Source organism: Acidaminobacter sp. JC074, assembly GCF_022496765.1.
In the GTDB taxonomy this organism is placed as follows: Bacteria; Bacillota; Clostridia; order Peptostreptococcales; family Acidaminobacteraceae; genus JABXKX01.
On the sequence record NZ_VANV01000014.1, the window covers coordinates 39,995 to 65,304 of the forward strand.

The 25,310-nt window shown below is 35.9% G+C and carries 20 protein-coding genes and 1 other RNA gene; 3 read left to right on the plus strand and 18 right to left on the minus strand.

What is annotated here, in order from left to right; genetic code table 11:
- Position 1: 1 nt before the first annotated feature.
- The 8 genes from EZV73_RS16215 to EZV73_RS16250 form a co-directional block, all read right to left on the minus strand.
- A complete protein-coding gene (locus tag EZV73_RS16215) occupies positions 2–1,588 on the minus strand; it encodes a peptide ABC transporter substrate-binding protein (protein WP_240841454.1) in 1,587 nt (528 codons plus the stop codon).
- A gap of 1 nt (position 1,589) precedes the next feature.
- Complete coding sequence (locus tag EZV73_RS16220; protein WP_240841455.1) at positions 1,590–3,545, minus strand: sensor histidine kinase; 1,956 nt, start codon at positions 3,543–3,545, stop codon at positions 1,590–1,592.
- 203 nt (positions 3,546–3,748) lie between these two features.
- Positions 3,749–4,116: a transfer-messenger RNA gene (gene ssrA / locus EZV73_RS16225) on the minus strand.
- 236 nt (positions 4,117–4,352) lie between these two features.
- Complete coding sequence (smpB, locus tag EZV73_RS16230) at positions 4,353–4,811, minus strand: SsrA-binding protein SmpB (protein ID WP_240841456.1); 459 nt, start codon at positions 4,809–4,811, stop codon at positions 4,353–4,355.
- Between the two features lie 82 nt (positions 4,812–4,893).
- A complete protein-coding gene (locus tag EZV73_RS16235; RefSeq protein WP_240841457.1) occupies positions 4,894–5,706 on the minus strand; it encodes an HAD family hydrolase in 813 nt (270 codons plus the stop codon).
- Position 5,707: 1 nt separating this feature from the next.
- Complete coding sequence (gene rnr, locus EZV73_RS16240) at positions 5,708–7,837, minus strand: ribonuclease R (protein WP_240841458.1); 2,130 nt, start codon at positions 7,835–7,837, stop codon at positions 5,708–5,710.
- Between the two features lie 129 nt (positions 7,838–7,966).
- Positions 7,967–8,722, minus strand: coding sequence for a DUF169 domain-containing protein (locus EZV73_RS16245; RefSeq protein WP_240841459.1), 756 nt, complete (start codon positions 8,720–8,722; stop codon positions 7,967–7,969).
- Between the two features lie 63 nt (positions 8,723–8,785).
- Positions 8,786–9,409, minus strand: a complete 624-nt coding sequence (locus EZV73_RS16250) for a flavodoxin family protein (RefSeq protein WP_240841460.1) — start codon at positions 9,407–9,409, stop codon at positions 8,786–8,788.
- Between the two features lie 142 nt (positions 9,410–9,551).
- Between EZV73_RS16250 and EZV73_RS16255 the strand changes: the two genes are divergently transcribed.
- The gene (locus tag EZV73_RS16255; RefSeq protein WP_240841461.1) at positions 9,552–9,899 is read left to right on the plus strand and encodes a helix-turn-helix domain-containing protein; all 348 of its coding nucleotides are present in this window, start codon (positions 9,552–9,554) and stop codon (positions 9,897–9,899) included.
- A 12-nt stretch (positions 9,900–9,911) separates the two neighbouring features.
- Here EZV73_RS16255 and EZV73_RS16260 read toward each other — a convergent pair whose 3' ends face one another.
- The 10 genes from EZV73_RS16260 to rpoN form a co-directional block, all read right to left on the minus strand.
- Positions 9,912–10,223 carry a hypothetical protein gene (locus EZV73_RS16260; protein WP_240841462.1) on the minus strand — a complete coding sequence of 104 codons (312 nt, stop codon included), beginning with the start codon at positions 10,221–10,223 and terminating at the stop codon, positions 9,912–9,914.
- Between the two features lie 480 nt (positions 10,224–10,703).
- Complete coding sequence (locus EZV73_RS16265) at positions 10,704–12,725, minus strand: sodium-translocating pyrophosphatase (RefSeq protein WP_240841463.1); 2,022 nt, start codon at positions 12,723–12,725, stop codon at positions 10,704–10,706.
- A gap of 37 nt (positions 12,726–12,762) precedes the next feature.
- Complete coding sequence (gene secG / locus EZV73_RS16270; RefSeq protein WP_240841464.1) at positions 12,763–12,993, minus strand: preprotein translocase subunit SecG; 231 nt, start codon at positions 12,991–12,993, stop codon at positions 12,763–12,765.
- Between the two features lie 296 nt (positions 12,994–13,289).
- Positions 13,290–14,600, minus strand: coding sequence for a phosphopyruvate hydratase (gene eno, locus EZV73_RS16275; RefSeq protein WP_240841465.1), 1,311 nt, complete (start codon positions 14,598–14,600; stop codon positions 13,290–13,292).
- 24 nt (positions 14,601–14,624) lie between these two features.
- On the minus strand, positions 14,625–16,133 hold the full coding sequence (gene gpmI, locus EZV73_RS16280) for a 2,3-bisphosphoglycerate-independent phosphoglycerate mutase (protein WP_255813565.1): 1,509 nt from the start codon (positions 16,131–16,133) through the stop codon (positions 14,625–14,627).
- A 9-nt stretch (positions 16,134–16,142) separates the two neighbouring features.
- Positions 16,143–16,889 (minus strand): triose-phosphate isomerase, encoded by a 747-nt coding sequence (gene tpiA / locus EZV73_RS16285; RefSeq protein WP_240841466.1) that lies wholly within the window; start codon positions 16,887–16,889, stop codon positions 16,143–16,145.
- Between the two features lie 9 nt (positions 16,890–16,898).
- Positions 16,899–18,086, minus strand: a complete 1,188-nt coding sequence (gene pgk, locus EZV73_RS16290) for a phosphoglycerate kinase (protein ID WP_240841467.1) — start codon at positions 18,084–18,086, stop codon at positions 16,899–16,901.
- Positions 18,087–18,361: 275 nt separating this feature from the next.
- Positions 18,362–19,366, minus strand: coding sequence for a type I glyceraldehyde-3-phosphate dehydrogenase (gap, locus tag EZV73_RS16295; RefSeq protein WP_240841468.1), 1,005 nt, complete (start codon positions 19,364–19,366; stop codon positions 18,362–18,364).
- A gap of 21 nt (positions 19,367–19,387) precedes the next feature.
- A complete protein-coding gene (locus EZV73_RS16300; protein ID WP_240841469.1) occupies positions 19,388–20,440 on the minus strand; it encodes a sugar-binding domain-containing protein in 1,053 nt (350 codons plus the stop codon).
- A gap of 159 nt (positions 20,441–20,599) precedes the next feature.
- Positions 20,600–21,985 carry an RNA polymerase factor sigma-54 gene (gene rpoN / locus EZV73_RS16305; protein WP_240841470.1) on the minus strand — a complete coding sequence of 462 codons (1,386 nt, stop codon included), beginning with the start codon at positions 21,983–21,985 and terminating at the stop codon, positions 20,600–20,602.
- A 117-nt stretch (positions 21,986–22,102) separates the two neighbouring features.
- On the opposite strand from rpoN, the gene EZV73_RS16310 reads away from it, so the two are divergent.
- Positions 22,103–23,935: a HAMP domain-containing sensor histidine kinase gene (locus tag EZV73_RS16310; protein WP_240841471.1), complete on the plus strand. Its 1,833-nt coding sequence runs from the start codon at positions 22,103–22,105 to the stop codon at positions 23,933–23,935.
- A gap of 103 nt (positions 23,936–24,038) precedes the next feature.
- Complete coding sequence (locus EZV73_RS16315) at positions 24,039–25,310, plus strand: efflux RND transporter periplasmic adaptor subunit (RefSeq protein WP_240841472.1); 1,272 nt, start codon at positions 24,039–24,041, stop codon at positions 25,308–25,310.

Sequence of the window (25,310 nt, forward strand, 5' to 3'; positions counted from 1 at the left end):
TTTAATTGTCTTCAAAATATGCTCTCGTGAAATTAAACATAGATGATGTATTTCTATACCATCCTTTTAGATTTCTATCAATTAGAGACAAACCTTTTCGGTAATATACAGGTGCAATATGATGGTCTTCAAGGATCATAATTTCCATTGATTTCATATGGTCTAGAATAGAACCTTCAAAGTCACCTGAAAAGAAATCATCTATCATATCATCATAGGTTGGATCATACCACCGTGTAATTTTAGATATGATACCATTACTTCCAAAAGTGGATAAGAAAGTCATAGGATGAGGATAATCTGCTGACCAGCCAATGGTCAAGATATCATAATCGCCCCCTACTGCAACTTCATAGAGTTCAGCCCACGGTAATTGATAGAGTTCAAAAGAAAGCTCTAAGTCTCTTTCAAGTTGCTTGATCATATACTCTGTGGTATCTGTATCCGGTCCATTTAACATATAATACCATTTAATAGGCCTACCATCGTATGTACCACTATCAACTGCAGATTGCAGCAATTTCTTTGCCTTTTCTAATTCTTGTCCCGAGCCTAACTCTGTGTAGTCTCTAAAACTCTCCTTTTCTACATTGTATTGAAAAGGTACAAAGTACTCAGTAACAATTCCTGCTCCTAACAAGGCTTCAGCCACAACACCCTCTCGATCAATGGCTATGGACAAGAGCTCTCTCATGTCTTTATTAGAGAAAATATCACTGTCATGGTTAAAAGTTAAATAGGCCGTGCTTGCAAGTACATTTGAGTATGTGTCAATTTCACTATTGGGAATCATTCTTAATTCGGAGGCTGTTATTTCATATATACCATCAATTTCATCATTTGTATACATGGCCATAATATCTGTATCATTAGCCCTAAACAAGAATTTGATTTGATCTAGTTTAATATTTTCTGCATCCCAATAATGTGGATTTTTTTCTACTGTCAGATACTCATCTTTCTTATAGTCAGCTACCATATATGGGCCATTTGAAATAGCTAACCCTTTGTTAGTAATCCAAGATGAATCCTGTCCATTTCTTATAGAAAGAGGTACAGGCACAAATCCAGAGTAAGTTAAAACTTCAAGGAAAAAGGGTGTTGGTGCATATGTGGTAATTTTAAGTTCATAAGTATTGACGACCTCAATACCAACTTCAAGATCATAGTTGCCCTCAAAATACTCTATACCATTTCGTACATAACCTGCAAGTAAAGCACCATTAGTTTCAGATTCCTCTAAAACTCTGATAAAGGAGTCCTTAAAATCTTCCGCTGTCACAGGAGAACCATCACTCCATTTTGCATTTTGTCTCAGGTAAAAGGTAAACTCACTGTTATCATCATTCACTTTCCAACTTTCAGCAGCACCAGGTGCTACTGAACCATCCTCGGCCAATAAAACCAAACCTTCATAGGTATTGGTTATAATGGCTGCAGCATAAGTTTCTGAAATCAAATTAGGATCCAGCTCACTTGGTTCACTTGGTAACATAAAGTTAAGTACTTGTTTAGATGTAACATCTTCCTCTGTTGAAACACACGATACCAGGAAGATTACTAAAATGAATATCACAAATTTCTTCATCCTATCCCTCCTCATACAAAAGAATTCTAAACTTCAAACCAGCCTCTGAGTTTACTTCAATCTTTCCCTTAAATTGCTGAGTCACTAAATTGAATACCATGGACAAACCTAATCCATGCCTTTGACTCAGTTTACTTGTAAAGAGAGGTGTGTATATCTCTTCGATTTTTTCATCAGAGACACCCGGTCCGTTGTCCTCATATTCCAGTATAAAGCAGTTTGCCTCTGCTTGATCTCTGTAAAAGGCAACTGTAATAACCAACTCCTCTTCGTTCTGAAAGTGAACAAATGAGTTTTCAATCAGCTCAGCCATCAACTGATTAAAGGCATCGTAATTGCCTTTAATCAGTTGATGGTCACCCTCAAGAACTTTCAATGAAGTGTTTTCTATTTTCATATTGGATTTTTTAACTTCATATTGTCTTATAATGGCCTCAATCACATTAAAATCAGTTAAGTAATGTGTCGTATTGATCATGGATAGATCCAGTAATCGATCAATCAGAGCCTTACTGGCAGATAGACTTAATTGTATATTATCTATGGATTGTTGGTAAGCAGAAATATAATCATTTAAATAAGACTTTGACAACTCTTTGTTTTCCACCTTATCTTTAAGTTCATTTACTTTTGTTTCCATATAACTGATCAAAGAGATAATATTCCCAATCGGTGTATTTAAATTATGAGCAATCCCAATGGCTAAATACCTTGTTGAAACTAATTTTTCTGATTCAATCAATTGCTTACGCGTATTTTCTATTTCCTCTAAGGACAACATCAACTTTCGATTTGCATCTTCCAAAGAACTTTTTTGTGCTTGAACTTCCTCAACCGATTCCTCAAGCAAGGCATTTGATTCTTGTAGCTCTTCTGTTCGTTCAGCTACAAGCTGTTCTAAGTTGAGATTGTAAGTTCTTATTTTCTCAAAGCTTTCTTGCTGTTTTTCAATCATGGAAGCCAGTGCTCTAGTCAAAGTGCCAACTTCGTCGCTTCGTTCAAAATATGTTTGTTCCAAGTCTATGTCATAGTTACCATGTCCTACTTTGTTTATTTGATTTGCAAGATAGACATAGGGTTCACCAATGAGTTTTGATACATACACACTGTATACGATGATAAAGACAATAGAAGCAAAAACAATGACCGTTGTGGCAATAGCCAGTAAATTCAAGCCTTCATATATCTCATCAATATTGATGGTAAGAACCAAGTATAAATCATTATCCAACCTGTAAAGGGCTGATACTGACTCATTGTTTTCAATTATGCCATCTTCAGTCATTTTGTCAATCTGGACTGGATTTGTATTTCTCTTTGGATGATAGACGACTTGACCATTTTCATCAACAAGATACAAGTAGCCTGAACTGAGGTATCTAACCAGGTTAAGCTGGGATTCAATCAGAGTAAAGTTTAAATTATTGCCGATTAAAGCGACAGTTTCTGAATCTCTTATGACGGGTCTTCTGTAAGAAATGGTCCTAGTTGAAAAATCCGTAATCCACTGTGGCTCAAGCATATCTCTTATCTGCAAAAGCTTATCATCATTATCAGGATAATATCTCTCAGGGCTACCTGTGAAGTTAAAATCCGAGTACCAAACATAATCATGAGTATCTTGAAACACAACATAGGCAGACTTTGAAGGTGACAATTCCGCTGCTATCTTCACCATAGAGTCGATTTTTTCCAAGTATATATCCATATACTCAGCATCATCATTGTCATTGTAAGTAAGATTAATATCATCATACAAAGAATCTGTTACCTTCTTTACAGCACCAATGTGCAAGTTAAGATTTTGAGCATTCTGAGACAATATAGAAGTCATAAATGATTCACTTCGTATAATCAATATACGCCTAGCAATCACATTGGTCACCCCAAGCATCATAATCCCTGTAATCAAAGAAAGAAGGACCAATGATATACCAATTTTTTTTCGTATGTTCATCAATACCTCCTCTCTATTTAATTTATACACTTTTCACATAAAAATAAACATTGTCAACATGCTGCATCAAAACAAAATTTACGTCTTCAACTTTCTAATGACTTATTAAAAATACCTGTATTTAGACATATTAAGTCATGTAATCAAAGCAAACCATATTTTAAATTGCAAATAAAAAAACCATCAAATGATGGTCTTTTCTTTGGTGGAGATGATGGGAATTGAACCCATGTCCAAAAGCCTGTCCTAAATACTTTCTCCGAGCGCAGTTTAGATTCAAATCTTATTTGTTACCAGGTCTCTAAACCAACGAAATAACAAACCAGTCACGATAAATACCCCCTAATGTCATGACACCCATTAGTTTCGTCTATTGCAGAAATGACCAGTCCTAGCGCGGCAATAGAGAAAGGCTATCTAGGAGTGGGTCGCGGCAATTACGCTGCGATAGCTAAGTTATTATTTTTAGCGTTTATATTTAGTTTCCCAGTTCTTTAACGTGTACCCCAGGAAAAAGAAACACGGCTCGCTTATATAAATTCTAAACCCCTGTCGAAACCTGTACATCCCCTTGTATAATATCCACATGCGAAACTTGTCCACAAGTAGTTTTTCACAAGATATTCAGTGTTTATTAACAGTTATCCATATGTTATTCACATACTTTGTGGATAACTGGAGGTTTTTGAATACTTATCCACTGTTTTTTATACAACAAGTAGTATAGTAATGCACATTTTTTTGACTTACTAACATACTTATCAACTTATCAACAGTTACTAACATGTTTTTCACATATTATCCACATTAATAACGTTGTTTATCCCTAAGTGCTCTTTGTATATCCCTATTGGCATCTTTCTTGGCAAGATCATGTCTTTTATCATGCATTTTCTTACCTCTTGCAACACCAATTTCAAGTTTTACAAGACCTTTATCATTGATATAAAGTCTTAGGGGTACCAGTGTATAACCTTTTCTAGTGGTTAAAGAAATCAACTTGTCAATTTCTCTTTTATGAAGTAACAGTTTCCTCGTTCTAAGAGGATCAGGATTGTAACGATTACCCATTTCATAAGGCGTAATGTTCATTCCTTGAATAAAAACTTCACCACCATTAATAACTGCATATGATTCTTTTATATTGGCACGTCCCATTCTAATAGACTTAACTTCAGTACCCTTTAAAACGATACCCGCTTCAAGTACTTCATCTATAAAAAATTCATGCCTTGCTTTTTTATTATTAGCAATGAGTTTTTCCATAACTGCTCCTTTAGTACCTACTGAGTTTACCAAAAAAAAACACCTGCGTCAACTAGCTAAGGCAGGTGTAATTTACTTTTAATTAAATGGCAAGATGTTTTTTTATGGCCACTGCAACACCGCTGTCATCATTACTTTCAGTCACTTCATCTGCAGCACTTTTCACATGGTCTCTTGCATCCTTCATAGCAATGCCAAGACCAGCATGCTTAAGCATAGAAATATCATTTTCGTTATCACCAAGCGCCATTACTTGGTCTTTATTTAGGCCATACATGTCAATTAAAGCCTGTACAGCTATTCCCTTAGAAGCTTCCTCGTTAAAGATATCAACAAGAGTTGTTAAAGAAAAACATGATGTGATGCCTGGTACTTTTACCATTTCCTCATAAGCTTCCTGGGCACCTTCTTCATCCACATAAATGCCTAATTTATAAACTATATTGGCTTCAATGATTGGAACAATATCCTCTACAACAGCAGTCTTAACAAGAGATCTCATAGGATCTTTTTTCTTCCACTCATTGTACTTTAAGATAAGCCTTTCATTTCTTTCAGCATAGACAGTATCTATGGTATAGATATGAAAATAGATATCATGCTTCTTACATATTCTTACCAACTCAAGCATGGATTCTGTTGGTACAGGATAATCAAATAGAATCTTGTCCTCAACTGGGTCTTTAATCACAGCACCATTACAAGCTATAATGGGTGTGGATAGATTTAAGTCTTTAGAAAACTCTGCTGCTGATGGATAAATTCTACCCGTCGCTATGACAAATGGGATGTCTTTTTCCTTCAGCTTGTCGATGATCTGTCTGTTGTCATCTGTGATTTCATGATTGGAATCTAGAAGTGTGCCATCTAGATCACAAGCTATCATTTTGTACATATTACTCCTTTTTCTCAAGAATCGTAAAGTCAATCTCACGATCTTTTATGGATACATTTTCTACTCTAATTCTCAGCTCATCACCAATATGATAAGTCTTTCTTGTATGCTCACCAATGTATAACATATTTGCCTCGTCAAAGATGTAGTAGTCGTCTACTAAATCCACCATTCTAACTAAGCCTTCAATGGTATTTTCAAGCTGAACAAAGATACCAAATGAAGTTAATGATGAAATGATGCCGTCATACTCTTCACCGACATAGTTAGACATATATTCAGCCATCTTTAGATCTACAGTGTCACGTTCGGCTTTTTCAGCAATACGTTCTTGTTTGGAAGCCTGTTCAGCAGCATTGGCAACAATAACATCAAGTTCGTCAGTTCTCCCCTTATCAATTGTACCATTTAAAGACTCCTTGATGATCCTATGAATCTGAAGGTCTGGATATCTTCTAATCGGTGATGTAAAGTGACAATAATACTGGGCAGCTAGACCAAAGTGACCATCATTAAATGGTGAATACTTGGCCTGCTTAAGTGATCTAAGCATCATCTTATTAATCAGGGCTTCTTCTTTTTTACCCTCAACTTGATTTAAAAGCTTCTGGATTTCCCTTGGATGTATTTCTTCAAGATTACCTTTAATGGTATAACCGAAGTTATGAATGAGCTTGTTAAACTCAGCAATTTTTTCTTCCGTCGGATTCTCATGGACTCTGTATACAAAAGGCAGTTCCAACCAATACATATATTCTGCTATGGTCTCATTTGCCTTAAGCATAAACTCCTCAATAATCTTATTAGAAACTCTACTTTCTCTGATAACAATATCTGTAACAAGACCTTCCTCATCCGTAACTACCTTAGCTTCTGGGAAATTAAAGTCAATCATACCACGCATTTCACGGCTTTTTCTTAAAATAGCAGCCAAGTCTCTCATATAAATAAAGGTCTCATTTAAGTAATCATATTTACTTAAGTCTTTCCCTTCTAAATTGTCTTCTAAAATATCCGATACATCTGTATAAGTTAATCGTTCATTGGAGTTGATGATTGACTCATAAATCTGTTGGTTGATCACCTTCCCATGTTCATTGATTTCCATAACAATAGACATGGTAAGTCTATCTTCATGAGGATTCAATGAGCAAATACCATTTGACAATACTTTTGGAAGCATGGGAATAACTCTATCTACTAAATAGACAGAAGTACCTCTCTTTAAGGCTTCAACGTCAAGCTTTGAACGTTCCTGTACATAGTGGGTAACATCCGCAATATGGACACCCAGTTCATAGTGACCGTTATCCAACTTAGAAATGGAAATCGCATCATCTAAGTCTTTTGCATCAGCACCATCAATGGTTACTACCAAATCATTTCTAAAGTCTTTTCTCCTATCAATCTCTTCCTGGCTGATACTTGTATCAATTCTATCAGCCTGACGCAGTACTTTCTTAGGAAATGCCTCTGGTAAACCGTGCATCTTAATAATAGACTGGATCTCTGCTTCGTGCGTTCCTGCTTTACCAAGTATATCTATGATTTTTCCTTCCGGATTTCTATTCTGTTCCGAATACTTAATTATTTTTACAACAACCTTGTCACCAGACTCAGCACCCTTGGTGTCTTTTTTCCCGATGTAGAAGTCCCTCCCCATCTTCTTATCATCAGCAACAACAAAACCATAATCTTTACTGGCTTCAAAAGTACCGACGATTGTATCATAAGCACGCTTGATCACACGTTCAACTTTACCTTCACCACGCCTATTGTCTTCTGGTTGCTTGGTAAGCTTTACAAGGACTGTATCTCCATTCATTGCTGTATTAAGCTCAGCTGCAGGAATAAATGTATCCGATACACCAGCTTCTTCTGATAATAAAAAGGCAAAACCTTTTTTGGTTACTTGAACCTTACCTGATACCAGACCAAATCTTTCTGGAATGCCATACTTATCTTTCTTAGTTTTTAATACTTTACCTTCAGCTTCTAGTTCATCAAGCATTTCTAAAAACTCATCACTGTCTTTTTTATCTAATTCCATCAATTTAAACAAATCAAAATCAAAAATTGGTTTTGTTACGTCTTCTCTTAATACTTTTAAAATTTCTATTTTAGTTACCATTATTACCTCGATTCTCTTCATCCCATTGTAACATGATATTACTATTATACCCATAGTAATCAAGGTTCAAATAATAATAGACCCAAATTTACATGCTTTTAACAACAAAAACTACCACATATGTAGTAGTTATCTTTTAGAGCTCTTATAGTAGGATGTTTTTAGAGAAATATCTAAACCATACTTATCCTTTAAATCCATCATTTCAACTTTTCTTTTATCAGGTTCACTGGCATTTAGAGTCTTAACCAGACCTGTAACAAGGTCCTCAAACATTTGATAAGGAAGACCTACAGCCATTTCATGATCTTGCCACTTTGCAGAAAAGCGCGTATTGGCACATAGTAAAGATACATTCATATCTTGATTGATATATGGGACAGCTGTACATTCTGAGCAAATACCTTGATTGCCCGTGAATTTAATATTCTTTGCAACACCATTAGAAAAGGCATAAGCCTGGGTAAGTCTCATAGCTTGGTAGGGATTAAGAATCATTATCACGATATCAGGCTTTCTAGCATCCTTTAAAGGTTCTACAATCACACCATAAGTACCATTTGGTAAATAGGTTACTTCTTCTTGAACCGATTTGGCAACTTGTAAAGATTCATACATCTTATAAGAATAGTATTCTTCACCGGTCATAACATTGTCTTCAAGAGGCCTCATACCAAGAGCCCTTTGTGAACCACCACAAAAGAAGTGATCAAGTCTTGCTTTAAAAGCCTTACCTTTAGTCCCATACTTGACCATGTTGCAGTAGGACATTTTTTCTTTAAGCTCTTTTACACCAGAGACTAGATAGTCCTCTTTATTCATACAAAGTGTCACACCAACTATTTCTCTATCCAACTTTAAAACATCTTTTAACAAGGAAAACATCATCCACCTCCATGTCCATTATATAATGTTTTATCAAAAAAAAATCAAAAGACTCAAAAGAGTCTATCTGATAAAATTGGTGTATACCTTTCTCTTAGGATCAGGACCTTGAACCTCAGTCTCTCTAAGCTTTAACATATACATAAAGTTTTCACCTAAAGTTTCCATCAATTGAACACCTTCGTGATCTTCATGAGCATCACCAGGCTTTGTACCATGAATAACATTCCAATACATTGATGTTGGCATCAACATTTCACAGTAGTTTAAGTAGTGGTTAAGTGCATTAAATGTTGTCATACCACCAGATCTTCTAACAGCCACAACAGAAGCACCTACCTTGTGTCTGAATAGACCACCATTCATGCCACCTACATAAAAGGCTCTATCCAAAAATGACTTCATTGTACCTGCAATACCTGAGTAATGGACTGGCGAACCAATGATGATACCATCTGCCTCTTTCATCTTTTGAATCCAACCATTTACCTCATCATCTATGACACATTTTTCATCTCTATTTTTACCACATTGATTACATGCCAAACAGCCCCTGATAACCTTGTTACCAACATGAATTTCTTCAACCTCTACACCATTTGCAATTAGCGGTTTTGTTACAAGCTCTATTGCTGTATGTGTATTACCTTTTGCCCTCGGGCTACCATTAAATGCTATAACTTTCATCCTTACCTCCCTTTTCATTATCTATCATATATCATTCAAAAAATAATGCAAGTATGCACTTTTAAGTAAGGTATCTAACCAAATGGTTAGTCTTGAAAGACACTTGTGATATTGATAGAATAAGGATAGAAAAGAGGTTAAAATGCTTAAATACAAAAATAAAGAGTACATCTGCCACTTAGATTTTGCCATGGAGTTTATTAGAAGCAAATGGAAGGCAGTTATCCTATGCCACCTTATAGATGGCTCTAAACGTTTTTTAGAATTACAGAGATACCTACCTGGTATCAGCCATAAGGTTTTAAATGATAATCTAAAGCAACTTCAAGAAGATGGCCTTATCAAAAAAGAAGTTTTCCCTGAAGTACCACCTAGAGTTGAATTTTCTCTAACCGATAAAGGCCAAGAACTTGTACCAGCTTTAAATACCCTTGAAAAATGGGGCATAAAATATTTCCCAGAAAATATAGATGAGCTATCACGAAAGTGATAGCTTTTTACTTTACGACTCTTTTTTATCATAGATCTTCAAGTCAGGTATTAAACTTAATAATATCCCCATACAAGCGTTTTCAATAATTTCTTTTATTAAGCCCTCACCGAATACAACTATAGTAGTTAGGTTGACAATCATATAGATGATAAAGAAAGATATAAACCAGATAACCATAGGCTTAATGAAGGCAAACTTGTTTCTAATAGATTGCCATAACCTTTTATGTCGTTTGTTTTTATGAAAGTACTTAATAGAAATCATAAGAGATGCAATGACTACTGAAATTTCTATAACACTCATGACTATAAACTCAACCATCTTTACCTCTTTTCATTCAGTTGACAAAACCACTTGTAAGACAGTCGTTTACTTACAATAACTTACCTCATAATAAGAGATGAAAAAAACGAGCAGTCCTAATTTCGTATAATATAAATATCCCTTATTATATAAAGTCATTTCTCCCATTATGGCTTCTGATAAAATGAAAAGACTTATCAGACCAATCACTTTAAAAACCCTATTCTTCTTATAAAATTTTCTTCTTAGGTTCAAGTATTTATAATCTACTATATTTAGTACCGTCACTAATAGAAGAAAATAAATGATTAATATAATGCCACCAAATGATTCTAACATAACTACTCCATTTACTGTCATACTCTTTTTAAACATCTACCATTTTACCTTACACTACATGAGAAATCTATTTTCCAAAGTATGAGTTAATTTTTTCTTTAGATTTAAATTCAAAAACTAAAAAAAGAGCTAACTCCTAAGAGATAGCTCTATAATTATTTACTTAACGAATAAGTTAGCTAAAATACCTGAACCCATTAACTCTGCAAATACTAATGAAACAATTGTCATTAACTTGATTAAGATGTTAATTGATGGACCAGATGTATCTTTGAATGGGTCACCTACAGTATCACCAGTTACAGCGGCAGCATGTGCTTCTGAACCTTTACCACCATGATGGCCTTCTTCAATGTATTTCTTAGCATTATCCCATGCACCACCTGCGTTTGACATAAAGATCGCCATAACAACACCTGATGCTAAGGCACCAGCTAACATACCACCTAATGCTTCAGGACCAAATAAGAAGCCCATAAGAAGTGGTGATACAACAGCCATAACGCCTGGTAAAATCATTTCTTTAAGTGCTGCACCAGTAGAGATATCTACACATCTCTCATACTCTGGCGTCGCTTTACCTTCCATGATACCTGGAATTTCTCTGAACTGTCTTCTAACTTCTTCAATCATTGCACCAGCAGCTTTACCAACTGATTCCATAGTCATTGCTGAGAATAAGAATGGTAACATACCACCAACAAATAAACCAACAACTACAAGTGGATTAAGAATATCAATACCACTTAAACCAGCAGTTTCTGCGAATGCTACGAATAATGCAAGTGAAGTAAGTGCAGCAGAACCGATTGCGAAACCTTTACCAATTGCAGCAGTTGTATTACCTACAGCATCAAGCTTATCTGTAATACCTCTAACTTCTTTAGGAAGTTCACACATTTCTGCGATACCACCAGCGTTATCCGCGATTGGACCATAAGCATCTACAGCGATAGTGATACCAGCTGTTGATAACATACCTACTGCAGCAAGTGCAATACCGTATAAGCCCATGAAACCATATGATACTAATGTAGCAACACCAATTAAGATAATTGGAGCAGCTGTTGAGAACATACCTACAGCTAAACCAGAAATGATTGTAGTTGCAGGACCTGTTTGAGATTGCTCAGCAATCTTCTTAACATGCTTATATTCTTCTGAAGTATAAACTTCAGTAACTTGACCAATTAAGATACCAGCAGCTAAACCAGCTACTACAGCAAATGCTGCGTTAAATGATCCAAAGTACATATTAGAGAATACAAATGCTGCGATTAAAAGTAACGCACCTGATACGTATGTAGACATCTTAAGAGCTCTATGCGGATCAGAACCTTCTTTACCTTTAACGAAGAATGTACCAATAATTGATGCAACAATACCTACTGCTGCTAATGTTAATGGGAATAATACACCCTCATTTGAGAATGAAGAACCATTAATCATTAATGATGAACCTAATGTGATTGCTGCGATAATTGAACCAACATATGATTCAAATAAGTCAGCACCCATACCAGCAACGTCACCTACGTTGTCACCAACGTTATCTGCAATTGTTGCAGGATTTCTTGGATCATCTTCTGGAATACCAGCTTCAACTTTACCTACTAAGTCAGCACCTACGTCTGCTGCTTTAGTGTAAATACCACCACCTACTCTTGCGAATAAGGCGATAGATGAAGCACCTAAACCGAAACCTGTTAAAATTGTTGGATCTCTAAATGCAAGGAATATCACAGATACACCAACAACACCTAAACCAACAACACTCATACCCATTACAGCACCACCTGAGAATGCTACTGATAATGCTTTGTTCATACCACTTTCTTTTGCGGCATTAGCGGTTCTTACATTAGCTTTTGTTGCAACTCTCATACCGAAGAAACCTGCTAAAGTAGAGAATAATGCACCAAGAACGAATGCAAACATTGTCTTTGCTCCAAGACCAAAGAATATAATAACTGCTAATACTACTACGAATACTGCTAAAGCTTTGTATTCTCTCATTAAAAACGCCATTGCACCTTTTTGAATGTATGTAGAAATCTCTTTCATTCTCTCTGTTCCTACATCCACTGTATTAATTTTAGAAACAACTAAATACAGCGCAAAAAGTAAAGCCAGTACCCCGACACCGGCTGCAATTAATGGAAATACTCCTAATTCAAACATCGACTGTCCCCCTAATTACTAAACTAGACTAAAAAAATTATACAAATACATATGCTAAAAGTGAGCAAAGTAAAAATACTATTGCAGCAATTTTAGTCATTCTATCAAATACTTTTTCCCAGCCTTTAGCTTCATTCTTACCAAAAATCTGCTCAGCGCCACCGCCGATAGAACCTGATAAACCTGCTGACTTTCCAGATTGCATTAAAATACTAGCGATTAACACCAAACTTGAAAGCGCAAATAATACTTTGATTACTACGTTCATTGCAGTACCTCCTTATACTTATAATTTATACAACGGTATTTTCTATAAAATAAAAAATGGCACCACAAAATAGCCTCCGTCGTATTTAACATAAACATTCTATCACAAGGACTCTTTAAAAGCAATAAAAAATACGCTTACATTTTTCTACTTGTAAACTATTTATAACTCCCTAAAAATCACAAAATTCAATTAGTTTAGTAACGAGGTTTTGTCACCCAATATAAGGACAGTGTTTGAATTATTTAATTTTAGAAAAATACCCAGCAGACTCAGCGTCTGCTGGGTAGAATTTATTACTTGTTTAAGTTGTAGAATACACCTCTACCAGCATATACTGCAGTAGCGCCTAATTCTTCTTCAATTCTTAATAATTGGTTGTATTTAGCCATTCTATCAGATCTAGAAGCAGAACCTGTCTTGATTTGACCAGCGTTAGTTGCTACAGCAACGTCAGCGATTGTATCATCAGCAGTTTCACCTGATCTATGAGATACTACAGCAGTGAAGCCAGCTCTCTTAGCCATTTCGATTGCTTCTAAAGTTTCAGTTAATGTACCGATTTGGTTTAACTTGATTAAGATAGAGTTTGCAGATTTCTTCTCAATACCTCTAGCTAAGTACTCAGTGTTTGTAACGAATAAGTCATCACCAACAACTTGAACCTTATCACCAACTCTGTCTAATAACTTAGCGAAACCAATCCAGTCATTCTCATCAAAACCATCTTCGATAGAAGTGATTGGGTATTTCTCAACAAGACCAGCATACCAGTCAACCATTTCATCAGTTGTTCTCTTGTGACCACCTTCTCTTTGGAAGTGGTAAGTCTTTTGACCATCTTCGCCATCTTTAGTACAGAACTCAGAAGCAGCAGCATCTAATGCTAAAGTAACTTCTTCACCTGGCTTGTAACCAGCAGCTTTGATAGCTTCCATGATAATATCTAAAGCACCTTCAGTACCTTGGATCTTAGCAGGCGCGTAACCACCTTCGTTACCTACGTTTGTAGAGTCGCCATTAGCTTTTAATAATTTACCTAAGTGGTGGAAAATTTCAGCACCCATTCTTAAACCTTCAGCGAAAGTCGTAGCACCAACTGGTTGTACCATGAACTCTTGAACATCTACAGCAGAGTCAGCATGTGAACCACCGTTTAAGATGTTCATCATTGGAAGTGGTAATTCTTTAGCGTTAACACCACCGATGTACTTGTAAAGTGGTTGACCTAAAGAGTTAGCAGCAGCCTTAGCTACAGCAAGTGAAACACCTAAGATAGCGTTAGCACCTAATTTAGCTTTAGTCTTAGTACCATCTAATTCGATCATTAATCTATCGATTTCAACTTGATCAAATGCAGACATACCAACAACTTCTGGTGCGATAATTTCATTTACGTTCTTAACAGCTTTTAAACAGCCTTTACCTAAGTATCTAGCTTTGTCGCCATCTCTTAACTCAACAGCTTCTCTTTCACCAGTTGAAGCACCAGATGGTACAGCAGCTCTACCAAAACCGCCACACTCTAATTGTACATCAACTTCTACAGTTGGATTACCTCTTGAATCAAGTATTTCTCTAGCATATACATCAATAATTCTTGACATAGTTCTACCTCCATAATAGTTTAATTATTTTAAAAGTGATTTCCCTGTCATTTCTTCTGGAACATCTAAGTTCATCAGTTCTAAAAGTGTTGGCGCTAAATCACATAATTTACCTTCGTTAAGTTCTCTGTCTGTACCAATCATTAAAAGTGGTACATCATAAGTTGTATGTGCAGTTTGTGGTTTACCGGTCTCTTCGTTCACCATTTCTTCTGCATTCCCATGGTCAGCTGTAATTAACAGCGTACCACCCTTAGAAAGAACCTTATCCACAATTCTCTTTAAACATGTATCTACAGTTTCTACAGCCTTAACAGCTGCATCAATGACACCTGTATGCCCTACCATATCAGGGTTAGCATAGTTTAAGATGACCACATCGTGAATATCCTTGTCAATCTCAGCTTCTAAAGCATCTGTTACTTCGTAAGCTGACATTTCAGGCTTAAGATCGTAAGTAGCAACACTTGGTGAATTAACAAGAACTCTCGATTCACCTTCCTCAGCTTCTTCAACACCACCGTTAAAGAAGAAAGTTACATGAGCATACTTCTCAGTCTCAGCAATTCTCAGTTGAGTCTTACCTTGCTTAGATAAGTACTCTCCTAATGTATTCTTTAAGATTTCTGGTTTAAATGCAACAGATACGTTCTCAATTGTTTTGTCATACTCAGTCATACAAACATAAGTAACGTCTTTTTTTGCTCTTTCGAAATCATTAAAATCTTTATCAACAAAAGCTCTTGTAATTTCTCTTGCTCTATCTGGTCTAAAGTTAAAGAAGATAATAGAATCATGATCTTTTACAGTAGCATCTTCATTGATGATTGTAGGCATTACAAACTCATCATAAACTTCTTCAGCATATGAAGCTTCTAAAGCCTCAACAGCGCTTTCTGCCTTCTTACCATTACCTAAAACTAGGTTGTTATAGGCAATTTCTACTCTTTCCCAACGCTTATCTCTATCCATAGCATAATAACGTCCAGAAAGTGTTGCTACCTGGCCAATGTTTTCTTTTGCCATGTAGTCTTCCATGTCTTTAACAAAGTCAATTGCAGATTGAGGTGGTGTATCACGACCATCTAAAAATGCGTGAACATATACTTTTGAAACGTTTTCTTTTTTTGCTAATTGTAATAAACCTTTTAAATGTTCCGTGTGACTATGAACGCCGCCCGGTGAAAAAAGTCCCATTAAATGCAAAGCAGAATCATTTTCTTTTACATTCTTAACCGCTACTTGAAGTGCTTCATTTTCAAAGAAGTCACCATCATTAATCGATTTAGTAATTCTTGTCAGTGCTTGATAAACTACTCTACCAGCACCAATGTTTAGATGACCAACTTCAGAGTTACCCATTTGACCATCTGGTAAACCTACTGCTAAACCACTTGTATGAAGTTTAGTATTAGGATACTGCTTAAAATATGCGTCCATGTTAGGTGTATCAGCCAAATGAATCGCATTGGATTCACTCGGCTTATTAATTCCCCAACCATCAAGGACAACTAAAGCTATTGGCTTTTTCATAATGTCTCCTTAAAAGTTAACTAATTGCATGAAGCTATCAGTCTTAAGGCTTGCGCCTCCTACTAAAGCACCATCGATATCTGATTGGTTCATGATTTCTTCAACATTAGCTGGCTTTACAGAACCACCGTATTGAATTTGAACTTCTTCAGACACTGCTTCATTGTACATTTCTTTTAATAAAGATCTGATAAATGCAATTGCATCATTTGCTTGCTCACTTGAAGCTGTAACACCAGTACCGATAGCCCAGATTGGCTCGTAAGCGATAACTACTTCAGCTAGTTTCTCAGCTGGAACATCCTTAAGACCTCCTGTGATTTGAGTCTTAACAACAGCTTCCATATTACCTGATTCTCTTTCTTCTAAAGTTTCACCACAACACATAATTGGTCTGATAGCTACTTCTAAAGCTTTTAATACTTTCTTGTTAACTGTTTCATCAGTTTCATTGAAGTATTGTCTTCTCTCTGAGTGACCGATGATAACGTAGTCCATATCGATCTCTTTTAACATTGCTGGAGCGATTTCACCAGTGAAAGCACCAGACTCTTCGAAGTGCATGTTTTGAGCGCCAATCTTAACGTTTGAGCCCTTAGCAGCTTCTTTCATATCTTTAAGCATTGTAGCTGGTGCACAAAGTACAACCTCTACATCTGTATCTACAACTTGACCTTTAATTTCGTTAACGAACTCAACAGCTTCCTTGATTGTCTTGTTCATTTTCCAGTTACCAGCAATAATTGGTTTTCTCATGATAGCCTCCTATTTGTTATCAATTGACTCAATACCAGGTAATACTTTACCTTCTAAGTACTCCAGTGATGCACCACCACCAGTTGAAATGTGTGTAAATTTCTCAGCAAAACCTAATTGGATTGCTGCAGCAGCAGAATCACCACCACCGATAATAGTTGTTGCATTTTCTAAGTTGGCAATTGATTCACAAACACCAATTGTACCACCAGCGAAGTTTGACATTTCGAATACGCCCATAGGACCATTCCATACAACTGTCTTAGCACCTTCTAATTTAGATGCAAATAATTTAACTGTTTCAGCGCCAACATCTAGACCCATTTCATCAGCAGGAATAGCATCTACAGAAACTGTAGTAAATGGAGCTTCGTTTGAGAACTCTTTTGATACTAAAGCATCTACTGGAAGAATAAGCTCAACACCTTTAGCAGCAGCTTTGTCCATTAACTCTTTAGCAAGTTCCACTTTATCTTCTTCTAATAATGATTTACCGATTTCCTTACCTTGTGCTTTCATGAATGTAAACATCATACCGCCACCAATAAGAATCTTGTCAGCTTTTTCGATTAAGTTGTTAATTACACCAATCTTATCTGAAACCTTAGCACCACCTAAGATAGCTACTAATGGTCTTTCAGGCGCTTCTACAACACCACCGATAAAGTCAATTTCTTTTTGCATCAGAAAACCTGCAGCAGCACCTAAGTGAGATGCAATACCTTTGTTTGATGCATGTGCTCTATGAGCAGTACCGAATGCATCGTTTACAAATACATCACCTAATGACGCCCAGTATTTACCTAATTCAGGATCGTTTTTAGTTTCACCTTTTTCGAATCTAGTATTTTCAAATAACATGATTTCAGAATCATTTAAAGCATTTACAGCAGCCTCTAAAGCCTCACCTCTTGTTTCAGCAACAAAAGTTACATCTTGACCTAAAAGCTCAGCTAATCTTTCAGCAACAGGCTTTAAAGACTTTGTTAACTTATCTTCTTCAGTCTTTACTTTACCTAAGTGTGAAAATGCTACAACTCTACCACCTTGCTCTAAGATATACTTGATTGTTGGAAGTGCAGCGACGATTCTGTTATCGTTAGTAATAACGCCATCTTTCATTGGTACGTTAAAATCAACTCTGATTAAAACTTTCTTACCTTTAAGTTCTAGATCTCTTACATTTTTCTTAGCCATAAGACCAGGATCCTCCTATCATTATTCTTATAAGTTGTTTTTGATTATCAAAAGTTAATAATTAAGTCATCGTTTCACAATATAATTACAATTGGGGGAAAGTAATTAGATTACAATGCTTAATTATTAAGTTCTGATCACCAGTATATAGCCACTCGTTAAAGTAACTTATAATCTAGGTCATCCATGTGTTAATAATTTGGGGAATAAATTATAAACATCAGAACAAACGTCATAGCGGGAAAACCCGCTATGACACTTATTTAAAACATTAATTATGCGTTGAAAGAAGCCATTTTCTTAGCTAATCTTACCATTTGTGCAGTGTAAGACATTTCGTTGTCATACCACATAACAACTTTAACCATTTGCTTGCCTTCTACTTCTAATACCTTTGTGCAACCAGCATCAAATAATGTACCATACTCGATACCGATAACATCTGTAGATACGATTGGGTCTTCAGTGTAACCTAAAGTCTCGTTAGCAGCAGCTTTCATTGCAGCGTTGATTTCTTCAGCAGTTACTTCTTTACCTAACTCTACAGTTAAGTCTACTAATGAACCAGTGATAGTTGGAACTCTCATAGCACCACCATCTAATTTACCTTTTAATTGTGGTAAAACAAGACCAACAGCAACAGCAGCACCAGTAGTTGTAGGTACGATGTTTGAAGCAGCAGCTCTACCTCTTCTTAAGTCAGAGTGAGGACCATCTAATGTAACTTGGTCATTTGTGTAAGCATGGATAGTAGTCATTAAACCTTTTACTAAACCAAAGTTATCGTCTAATACTTTAGCAATTGGAGCTAAACAGTTAGTTGTACAAGAAGCACCTGAAAGAACTGTTTCAGTACCATCTAAGATATCATCGTTTACGTTGAATACAACAGTCTTCATGTCGCCTTTAGCAGGAGCAGAAATTAATACTCTCTTAGCACCAGCTTTGATGTGCTTTTCAGCTAACTCTCTAGTTCTGAAGAAACCAGTTGACTCAATAACTACGTCTACGTTTAACTCACCCCATGGTAATGCTTCTGGATCTCTTTCAGCGTAGATCTTGATTTCTTGACCATCAACTGTGATTGAACCTTCGCCAGCTGTGATTGAATCTTGCTTGTACTTACCTTGAGCAGAGTCATACTTTAATAAGTTAGCTAATGTCTTAGCGTCTGTTAAGTCATTAAGTGCTACAATCTCAAACTCTGGGCTATCAAACATTAATCTGAATGCCAATCTACCAATTCTACCAAATCCGTTAATCGCTACTCTTGTTTTCATTATTCTTCCTCCATTTTACAATTAAATATTGTTCAATATTTTTTTTGCTACTTCCTCATCCGTCACTAGGACAAGATTTCTATTTATTTTGCAAACCGCTGCAATCGCTTCGGCTTTATCTACTCCGCCAGCTACTGCAATCAGTTCTTTAACTTGGTTAAGCTTTTCAAGTTCAACACCAATGGTTGTAATCTCATGTACGATATTACCTTCCTTATCAAAGTAATATCCAAAAGCCTCTGCGACAGCTTCTTTATAAGCAATATCTGTTATAGAAGCATCGTCTAATTGTCTTCTCTTTGCCATAACATCTGCACGTGCTATTCCAAAGATTAATATATCCAATTTTTCGAGCATTGAAACAATTTCTTTTATTTCAGGCTCTTTTAAAAGTGTTGCTTTTGCCTCTTCTGAGATCCAGTCTGGTGTATAAAGAAGCTTGTATTGACAATTTAACTTTTCTGCCAACTTCTCTACCAGGGTATTGGCTTGATAATCAGATTTTCTACCAAGACCACCTCTAGCAGGCAGTATCATTAAATTATCTTGTTCTCTGTTCTTAGGCTTAAACTGATTGATGACTGTATAAACTGTCGACCCGCCAGTAATACCTATGACCTTATCTTTGTCAATTAGCTTCTTAGTATAAGAAGAAGCTTTTCTACCAATCTCATCTAAAGTCAATTCGTTATCATCGTTAACCATTGGTGCGATAATAACCTTCTTTATATTTAAGTATTCCTTAAGCTTGGTTTCTAACTCGTGAATACCTCTTATCTTTCTAAAGAATACCGATAAGACTTCTATGGTTTCTAAACCGGCATCTGTTATGGTCATGCCTTCTAGTGAAAACTCCAACAGACCTTGTTCTTTTAAAATGTTGGCTTCTTTTCTAATGATTCTTTCTGTTAAGTTTACTTTAGTAGAAAGAACTCTTCTGCCTATTGGCTGTAGTAAACTTACAACTTTTAAGATATTGTATCTGTTTTCTAGAAGCTCAATAGTTTCGGGTGCGACTTGCTTTAAGACCTCAGCAATTTCACTAAATTTCAATTCACTTTCTATCTTCAACACAGCACCTCATTCACTATCGGGTCGGTTTTCGTCCCTAGATACGTTTTTTGACCCATCAACTCCAAAAAAAAACCTCTTAACGTGTATTATTGTATCATAATTTGAATAACATGCAATAGAAAAACTCAAATTTTATACATTTTTTACACGAAAATCGGTTTAAAATTTCTTTCTTTTAGAAGTCGATGGAATTCCAAGTTCTGTTCGATACTTAGCAACCGTTCTCCTAGATATTTTAACGCCTATTTTATCAAACTCAAGAGAAATGTTTTGATCACTCAAAGGCTTCTCAGATGGCTCTTTTTCAATCATTTCCTTGATTATGATCTTAATACTTTCTGCAGAAACACCTTCTCCTCTATTGGTAGCTACACCAGACTGGAAGAAATATTTCAGCTCATATAAACCATTGGGACATTGAATATATTTACCACTCGTTGCACGACTGACTGTCGACTCATGAACCCCAATTTGGTCGGCAATCGTTTTCAGCGTTAAAGTTTTTAAATAGATGGGACCTTTTTCAAAGAAATCTAGTTGATATTCTAGAATTGCCTCCACCACTTTGTAAATTGTGTTACGTCTTTGCTCGATACTTTTTATCAATCGAAGTGCCGCACCGAGTTTTTTTGAAATGTACTCAGAAGCCTTTTCATTAACAGAAGCTTCATTAAGCATTTGCTTGTAAAAATTATTGATATATAACTTTGGTGCTGTAGATTCATTAACTAAAATGGTAAACTCACCATCGATGCGTCTTAAGGTTACATCAGGTTTTATATAGGCAATATCTTTTAAGGATGCAAAAGCTCTTCCTGGTTTAGGCTCAAAACACCTAATGGTTTTTATGGCTTCTTTTACCTCTTCAATGGTTACGTCTAGATCTTTGGCAATCTTGTTTAACTTGTTGGCACCAACATCTTCTAAATAGTCTGTAATTATTTTATAGACAAGCTTGTCCTCGATGTGTTTATAGACAGCCTGTATCAAAAGACATTCGCTTAAATCTCTAGCACCTACACCTACAGGATCAAAGGTCTGTACCGTCAAAATGATTTCTTCTAAGGTATCTTCATCAATTTTAAAGTGGTCCATCACGTATTGATCTTCCATATGAAGATAACCACTTGGATCAATACACTGAATAATGTAGGTTGCCACCCTAAAATACTTTTCTTCTATTAAAGTATATTGAAGCTGTGACAAAAGATGTTCATGTAAAGTAATCTCTGAAGCAACAAAATTATCGTAGTTAACTTGTTCCGCTGCTTCTTGATACTTCCTTGTACGTGATTTTATCTGAATATCGTCTGAAACCTGAGTCCAATCGATTTTATCCATCTTACTTTCTAAGTCATCCTTCTTAGGCTCTTCAACCTTAGAGGTATCTGTTTTTTCTAGAATGGGATTGGTAAGTAGCGCATCATTAATAAACTCATTCAGTTCCATAGCATTATACTGAAGTATTTCTATGGACTGCTTGAGTTCAGGTGTCATAACAAGTTTTTGCGTTTGCTGTAAATTCAAATTATAACTAAGTTTCATACGTCACCTTCCCTATCACATTATAGCAAGATTTGCCTTCTTAAACAACGGCATAATTTCCCATACCATCTGCATATCGACAAAAGACTTGGGTATATAAGAAGATGGAGGGGTCATATGAAAAAAATTTTACTCATTCTTTTAGCATTTATGTTCTCATTTACTCTAGCAGAGGGACAAAATCCAGAGCGCATATTAATCATCAACTCATACAACGAAGGTTACAATTGGACCAGTGAAACCATGAACGGTATTATGGACACCATTGATCAGAACCTAGACGTAAGAGTTGAATATATGGATGCTAAAAACTTTTATTCTGATGAAGACATTAGAGCTTTTCATAAGCTCATGGTACATAAATACAGCGACTTAAAGATAGATGCTATTATCACGACTGATGATGCTGCTTTTAAGTATGCCATTAACAATAGAGACTTTTATGGGAATGCACCCATCTTTTTTGTTGGTATCAATTCAGCAGATGCTTATAATTTTGATGATTATCAAAATGTATATGGCATCATTGAAGAAGTATCTATTGAAGAGACAATCGATACAGCCACTACTTTGATGCCGGTACTGCGCACCATTCATGTGGTAGCTGATTCTAGTCCAACTGGTCAATCTACAACTGCAGAAATCAAGAAAAAGCTCTCCAGCCATTTTAATGTTGTTTATTACGACAACAAGACCCTTGATGAAATAGAGTTTGCCTTACGTCAGATTGATGATCCAAATGCCATAGTTCTCTTAGCCTTCTATATTGTTGATCCAATTGGTACTTCCTACGATACAAATATTATGACAGAGCGTATTACCCAGGCTTCTACAGTACCTGTATTCGGTCTTTATGATTTTAGTTTTAACCATGGTATTGTCGGAGGTAAGCTCACATCAGGTTATGAACATGGTAAGGCCATCAACACCATTATGACCAATTATTTTGCTGGTGAACTCAAGGACAATCTTATTAAGACCTTTGACGCCAACCTTCATAAATATGATTACTCAGCTTTAAAGGCAGCAGGCTTTACAGACAGACATTTACCAGAGAATTCACTCATTATTAACAAGCCACAATCTTTTATAGAAAGACATGCCAATGTGATTTGGGCATCTGTATTAATTGTTACTATACTTGTGGTTTACATTCTTGTACTCAGGTATCAAGTTAAATACCAGCATCAAAAGAATGTACTTTATAACAGCAAGCTTGACGAAGCTGATCAAATGGCCTCATTAGGTCAAATGATTAACAGGATATCTACAGAACTCAATGAACCTCTGGGAAACAGCTTGACCAATGCATCTTATATTGTTAAATCAAACGAACAGCTTTTAAATCAATTTAATGATGGCAAGCTTTCAAAATCACTACTTCTAGAAAAGCTTAATCATATTGAGTATTCTTCTGATATGCTCATGAAAAGCTTAACAAGTGCCAATGAACTGATTTCCGCCTTTCAAGTTTTTTCTGACCATCATGAAAATGATGACACAGACAAGTTTGACTTAAACTTCTATTTAAAGAACTTGATCACAACCTACGCCCCCCTTCTTTCAACCCATAAGCATAGGATCATTTTAATCAGTAAAGACAATTTGATTATCAAAGGTAAAAAGAGAGAGTACTATAAAATCTTTAATAATCTTATACAGAATTCCATAGAACATGGTTTTAAAGGTTTAGAACACAAAGAGATAAGGATAGAACTTATTCAAAAACAGGAAACACTCTTAATCAATTACCATGATAACGGCAACGGTATACAGGAAAAAGAGCTTAATAATATCTTCAAACCCCTTTATAGTATGAAGGGAAAAGAACATCACGGCCTAGGTCTTAGCCAGATAAAAGATATCGTTTCATCTCATAAAGGCACCATTTCTTGTCATTCTACGCCACATGAGGGTTTCTTCTTAAAAATTGAATTACCGCTACTATAAAATATGAAAACTCGTTTTTCATATTTTTTTAATATTTATTTTAATGTCAGTTTAATTCTCTCCAATATACTTAAGCCATAAAGAACTTAAGGAGAGGAATAACATGAAAAAGAAAATAATTATAGGTTTACTAATCTTAGCATTAGCTGGCGGAGGATACTTCTATTACCAATCTACAAACCAACCTGTTGAAGCTGCAACACCAACAACAGTACTGGCCCCTATTACGACTGGACACATAGAAAAAACAATCTTCAGCGATGGTCTTGTAGCGACAAAAAACACCAACAATCTTTATGCGGCATATGCTTCTACTTTTTCCGTCATCAACTTTAAAGAAGGTGACATTGTAAAAGAAGGTGACGTCATCGCACTTTTAGATACTTCAGATTTAGAAAAATCGCTAAAATCTGCTGAGTATTCATTACAAAATGACCAGAAGTCATTAAATGATCTACTCAATCAAAGCAACTCGACAACTGTTGCCAATTATGACAAGGCCCTGAATGCTTATAATCAGGCAAAGAAAGATTTGGACAACAATCAAGCATTGTATGACTCAGGCATTATCACACAAGAAGCATTAACTAACAGCCAAACGGCTTTAGAAAATGCCTATGTATCTTATGTAACAGCTAAGGAAAATCTGAAAAATACAGATAACAGCGAAGCCATTGCGTCACTAGAAACTAAAATTGAAATAGACCAACTAGAAATTGATAACATATTAGAGGATATCGAAGCGGCAACTATTTACGCACCTGTAAACGGTACACTTGTAACAGTTTACGATGACATCAACAAATCTTTTAATAACGGCGAACTCTTATTTGCAATTGAGGACCTTCAAAATCTAACTGTAGAAGCATCAGTATCAGAGTACGACATTAACTCTATCGGATTGGGACAAACAGTTAAAATAGAACTTTTAGGCGATGATAAGGTTTATGATGGTCAAGTTTCATACATTGCTCCAAAAGCCTCTAATGAAGGTGGTGAGATCATCGTTCCGATTACAATCGATATCAATGAGGTCGATCAAAATATCAAGGTTAACTTTACTGCTAACATTGAAATTGTTGTTGCCTCAAAAGATAATGCCATGATGGTACCTTACGAATCACTTATAACAACACAAAAAGGCACCATGCTTTTAATTTCTAGAAACGGTGAGGAAATGACAATTCCTGTTGAAAAGGGTATTGTATCGGATATGTTTGTAGAGATTATTTCTGATGAAATTATGGAAGATGACCAAATTGTAATCAATGCTACAACTGCACAAATGACTAACACAAATGGTTTAAGATTACCAGGCATGGGTGGCATGAACGGCGGCCAGAGACCAGCTGGTATGCAAAAGAACGGCAATTAG

Excerpts from the sequence above, each read along its gene's own strand:
- pgk (WP_240841467.1), bottom strand. The coding sequence starts at position 18,086 with ATGGCTAAGAAAAATGTAAGAGATCTAGAACTTAAAGGTAAGAAAGTT.
- rnr (WP_240841458.1), bottom strand. The coding sequence starts at position 7,837 with ATGGTAACTAAAATAGAAATTTTAAAAGTATTAAGAGAAGACGTAACA.
- rpoN (WP_240841470.1), bottom strand. The coding sequence starts at position 21,985 with ATGAAACTTAGTTATAATTTGAATTTACAGCAAACGCAAAAACTTGTT.
- gap (WP_240841468.1), bottom strand. The coding sequence starts at position 19,366 with ATGAAAACAAGAGTAGCGATTAACGGATTTGGTAGAATTGGTAGATTG.
- EZV73_RS16215 (WP_240841454.1), bottom strand. The coding sequence starts at position 1,588 with ATGAAGAAATTTGTGATATTCATTTTAGTAATCTTCCTGGTATCGTGT.
- EZV73_RS16310 (WP_240841471.1), top strand. The coding sequence starts at position 22,103 with ATGAAAAAAATTTTACTCATTCTTTTAGCATTTATGTTCTCATTTACT.
- EZV73_RS16245 (WP_240841459.1), bottom strand. The coding sequence starts at position 8,722 with ATGTTTTCCTTGTTAAAAGATGTTTTAAAGTTGGATAGAGAAATAGTT.
- EZV73_RS16315 (WP_240841472.1), top strand. The coding sequence starts at position 24,039 with ATGAAAAAGAAAATAATTATAGGTTTACTAATCTTAGCATTAGCTGGC.
- EZV73_RS16250 (WP_240841460.1), bottom strand. The coding sequence starts at position 9,409 with ATGAAAGTTATAGCATTTAATGGTAGCCCGAGGGCAAAAGGTAATACA.
- EZV73_RS16260 (WP_240841462.1), bottom strand. The coding sequence starts at position 10,223 with ATGGTTGAGTTTATAGTCATGAGTGTTATAGAAATTTCAGTAGTCATT.
- EZV73_RS16220 (WP_240841455.1), bottom strand. The coding sequence starts at position 3,545 with ATGAACATACGAAAAAAAATTGGTATATCATTGGTCCTTCTTTCTTTG.
- EZV73_RS16255 (WP_240841461.1), top strand. The coding sequence starts at position 9,552 with ATGCTTAAATACAAAAATAAAGAGTACATCTGCCACTTAGATTTTGCC.
- secG (WP_240841464.1), bottom strand. The coding sequence starts at position 12,993 with ATGAACGTAGTAATCAAAGTATTATTTGCGCTTTCAAGTTTGGTGTTA.
- EZV73_RS16265 (WP_240841463.1), bottom strand. The coding sequence starts at position 12,725 with ATGTTTGAATTAGGAGTATTTCCATTAATTGCAGCCGGTGTCGGGGTA.
- gpmI (WP_255813565.1), bottom strand. The coding sequence starts at position 16,133 with ATGAAAAAGCCAATAGCTTTAGTTGTCCTTGATGGTTGGGGAATTAAT.
- EZV73_RS16235 (WP_240841457.1), bottom strand. The coding sequence starts at position 5,706 with ATGTACAAAATGATAGCTTGTGATCTAGATGGCACACTTCTAGATTCC.
- smpB (WP_240841456.1), bottom strand. The coding sequence starts at position 4,811 with ATGGAAAAACTCATTGCTAATAATAAAAAAGCAAGGCATGAATTTTTT.
- eno (WP_240841465.1), bottom strand. The coding sequence starts at position 14,600 with ATGTCAAGAATTATTGATGTATATGCTAGAGAAATACTTGATTCAAGA.
- tpiA (WP_240841466.1), bottom strand. The coding sequence starts at position 16,889 with ATGAGAAAACCAATTATTGCTGGTAACTGGAAAATGAACAAGACAATC.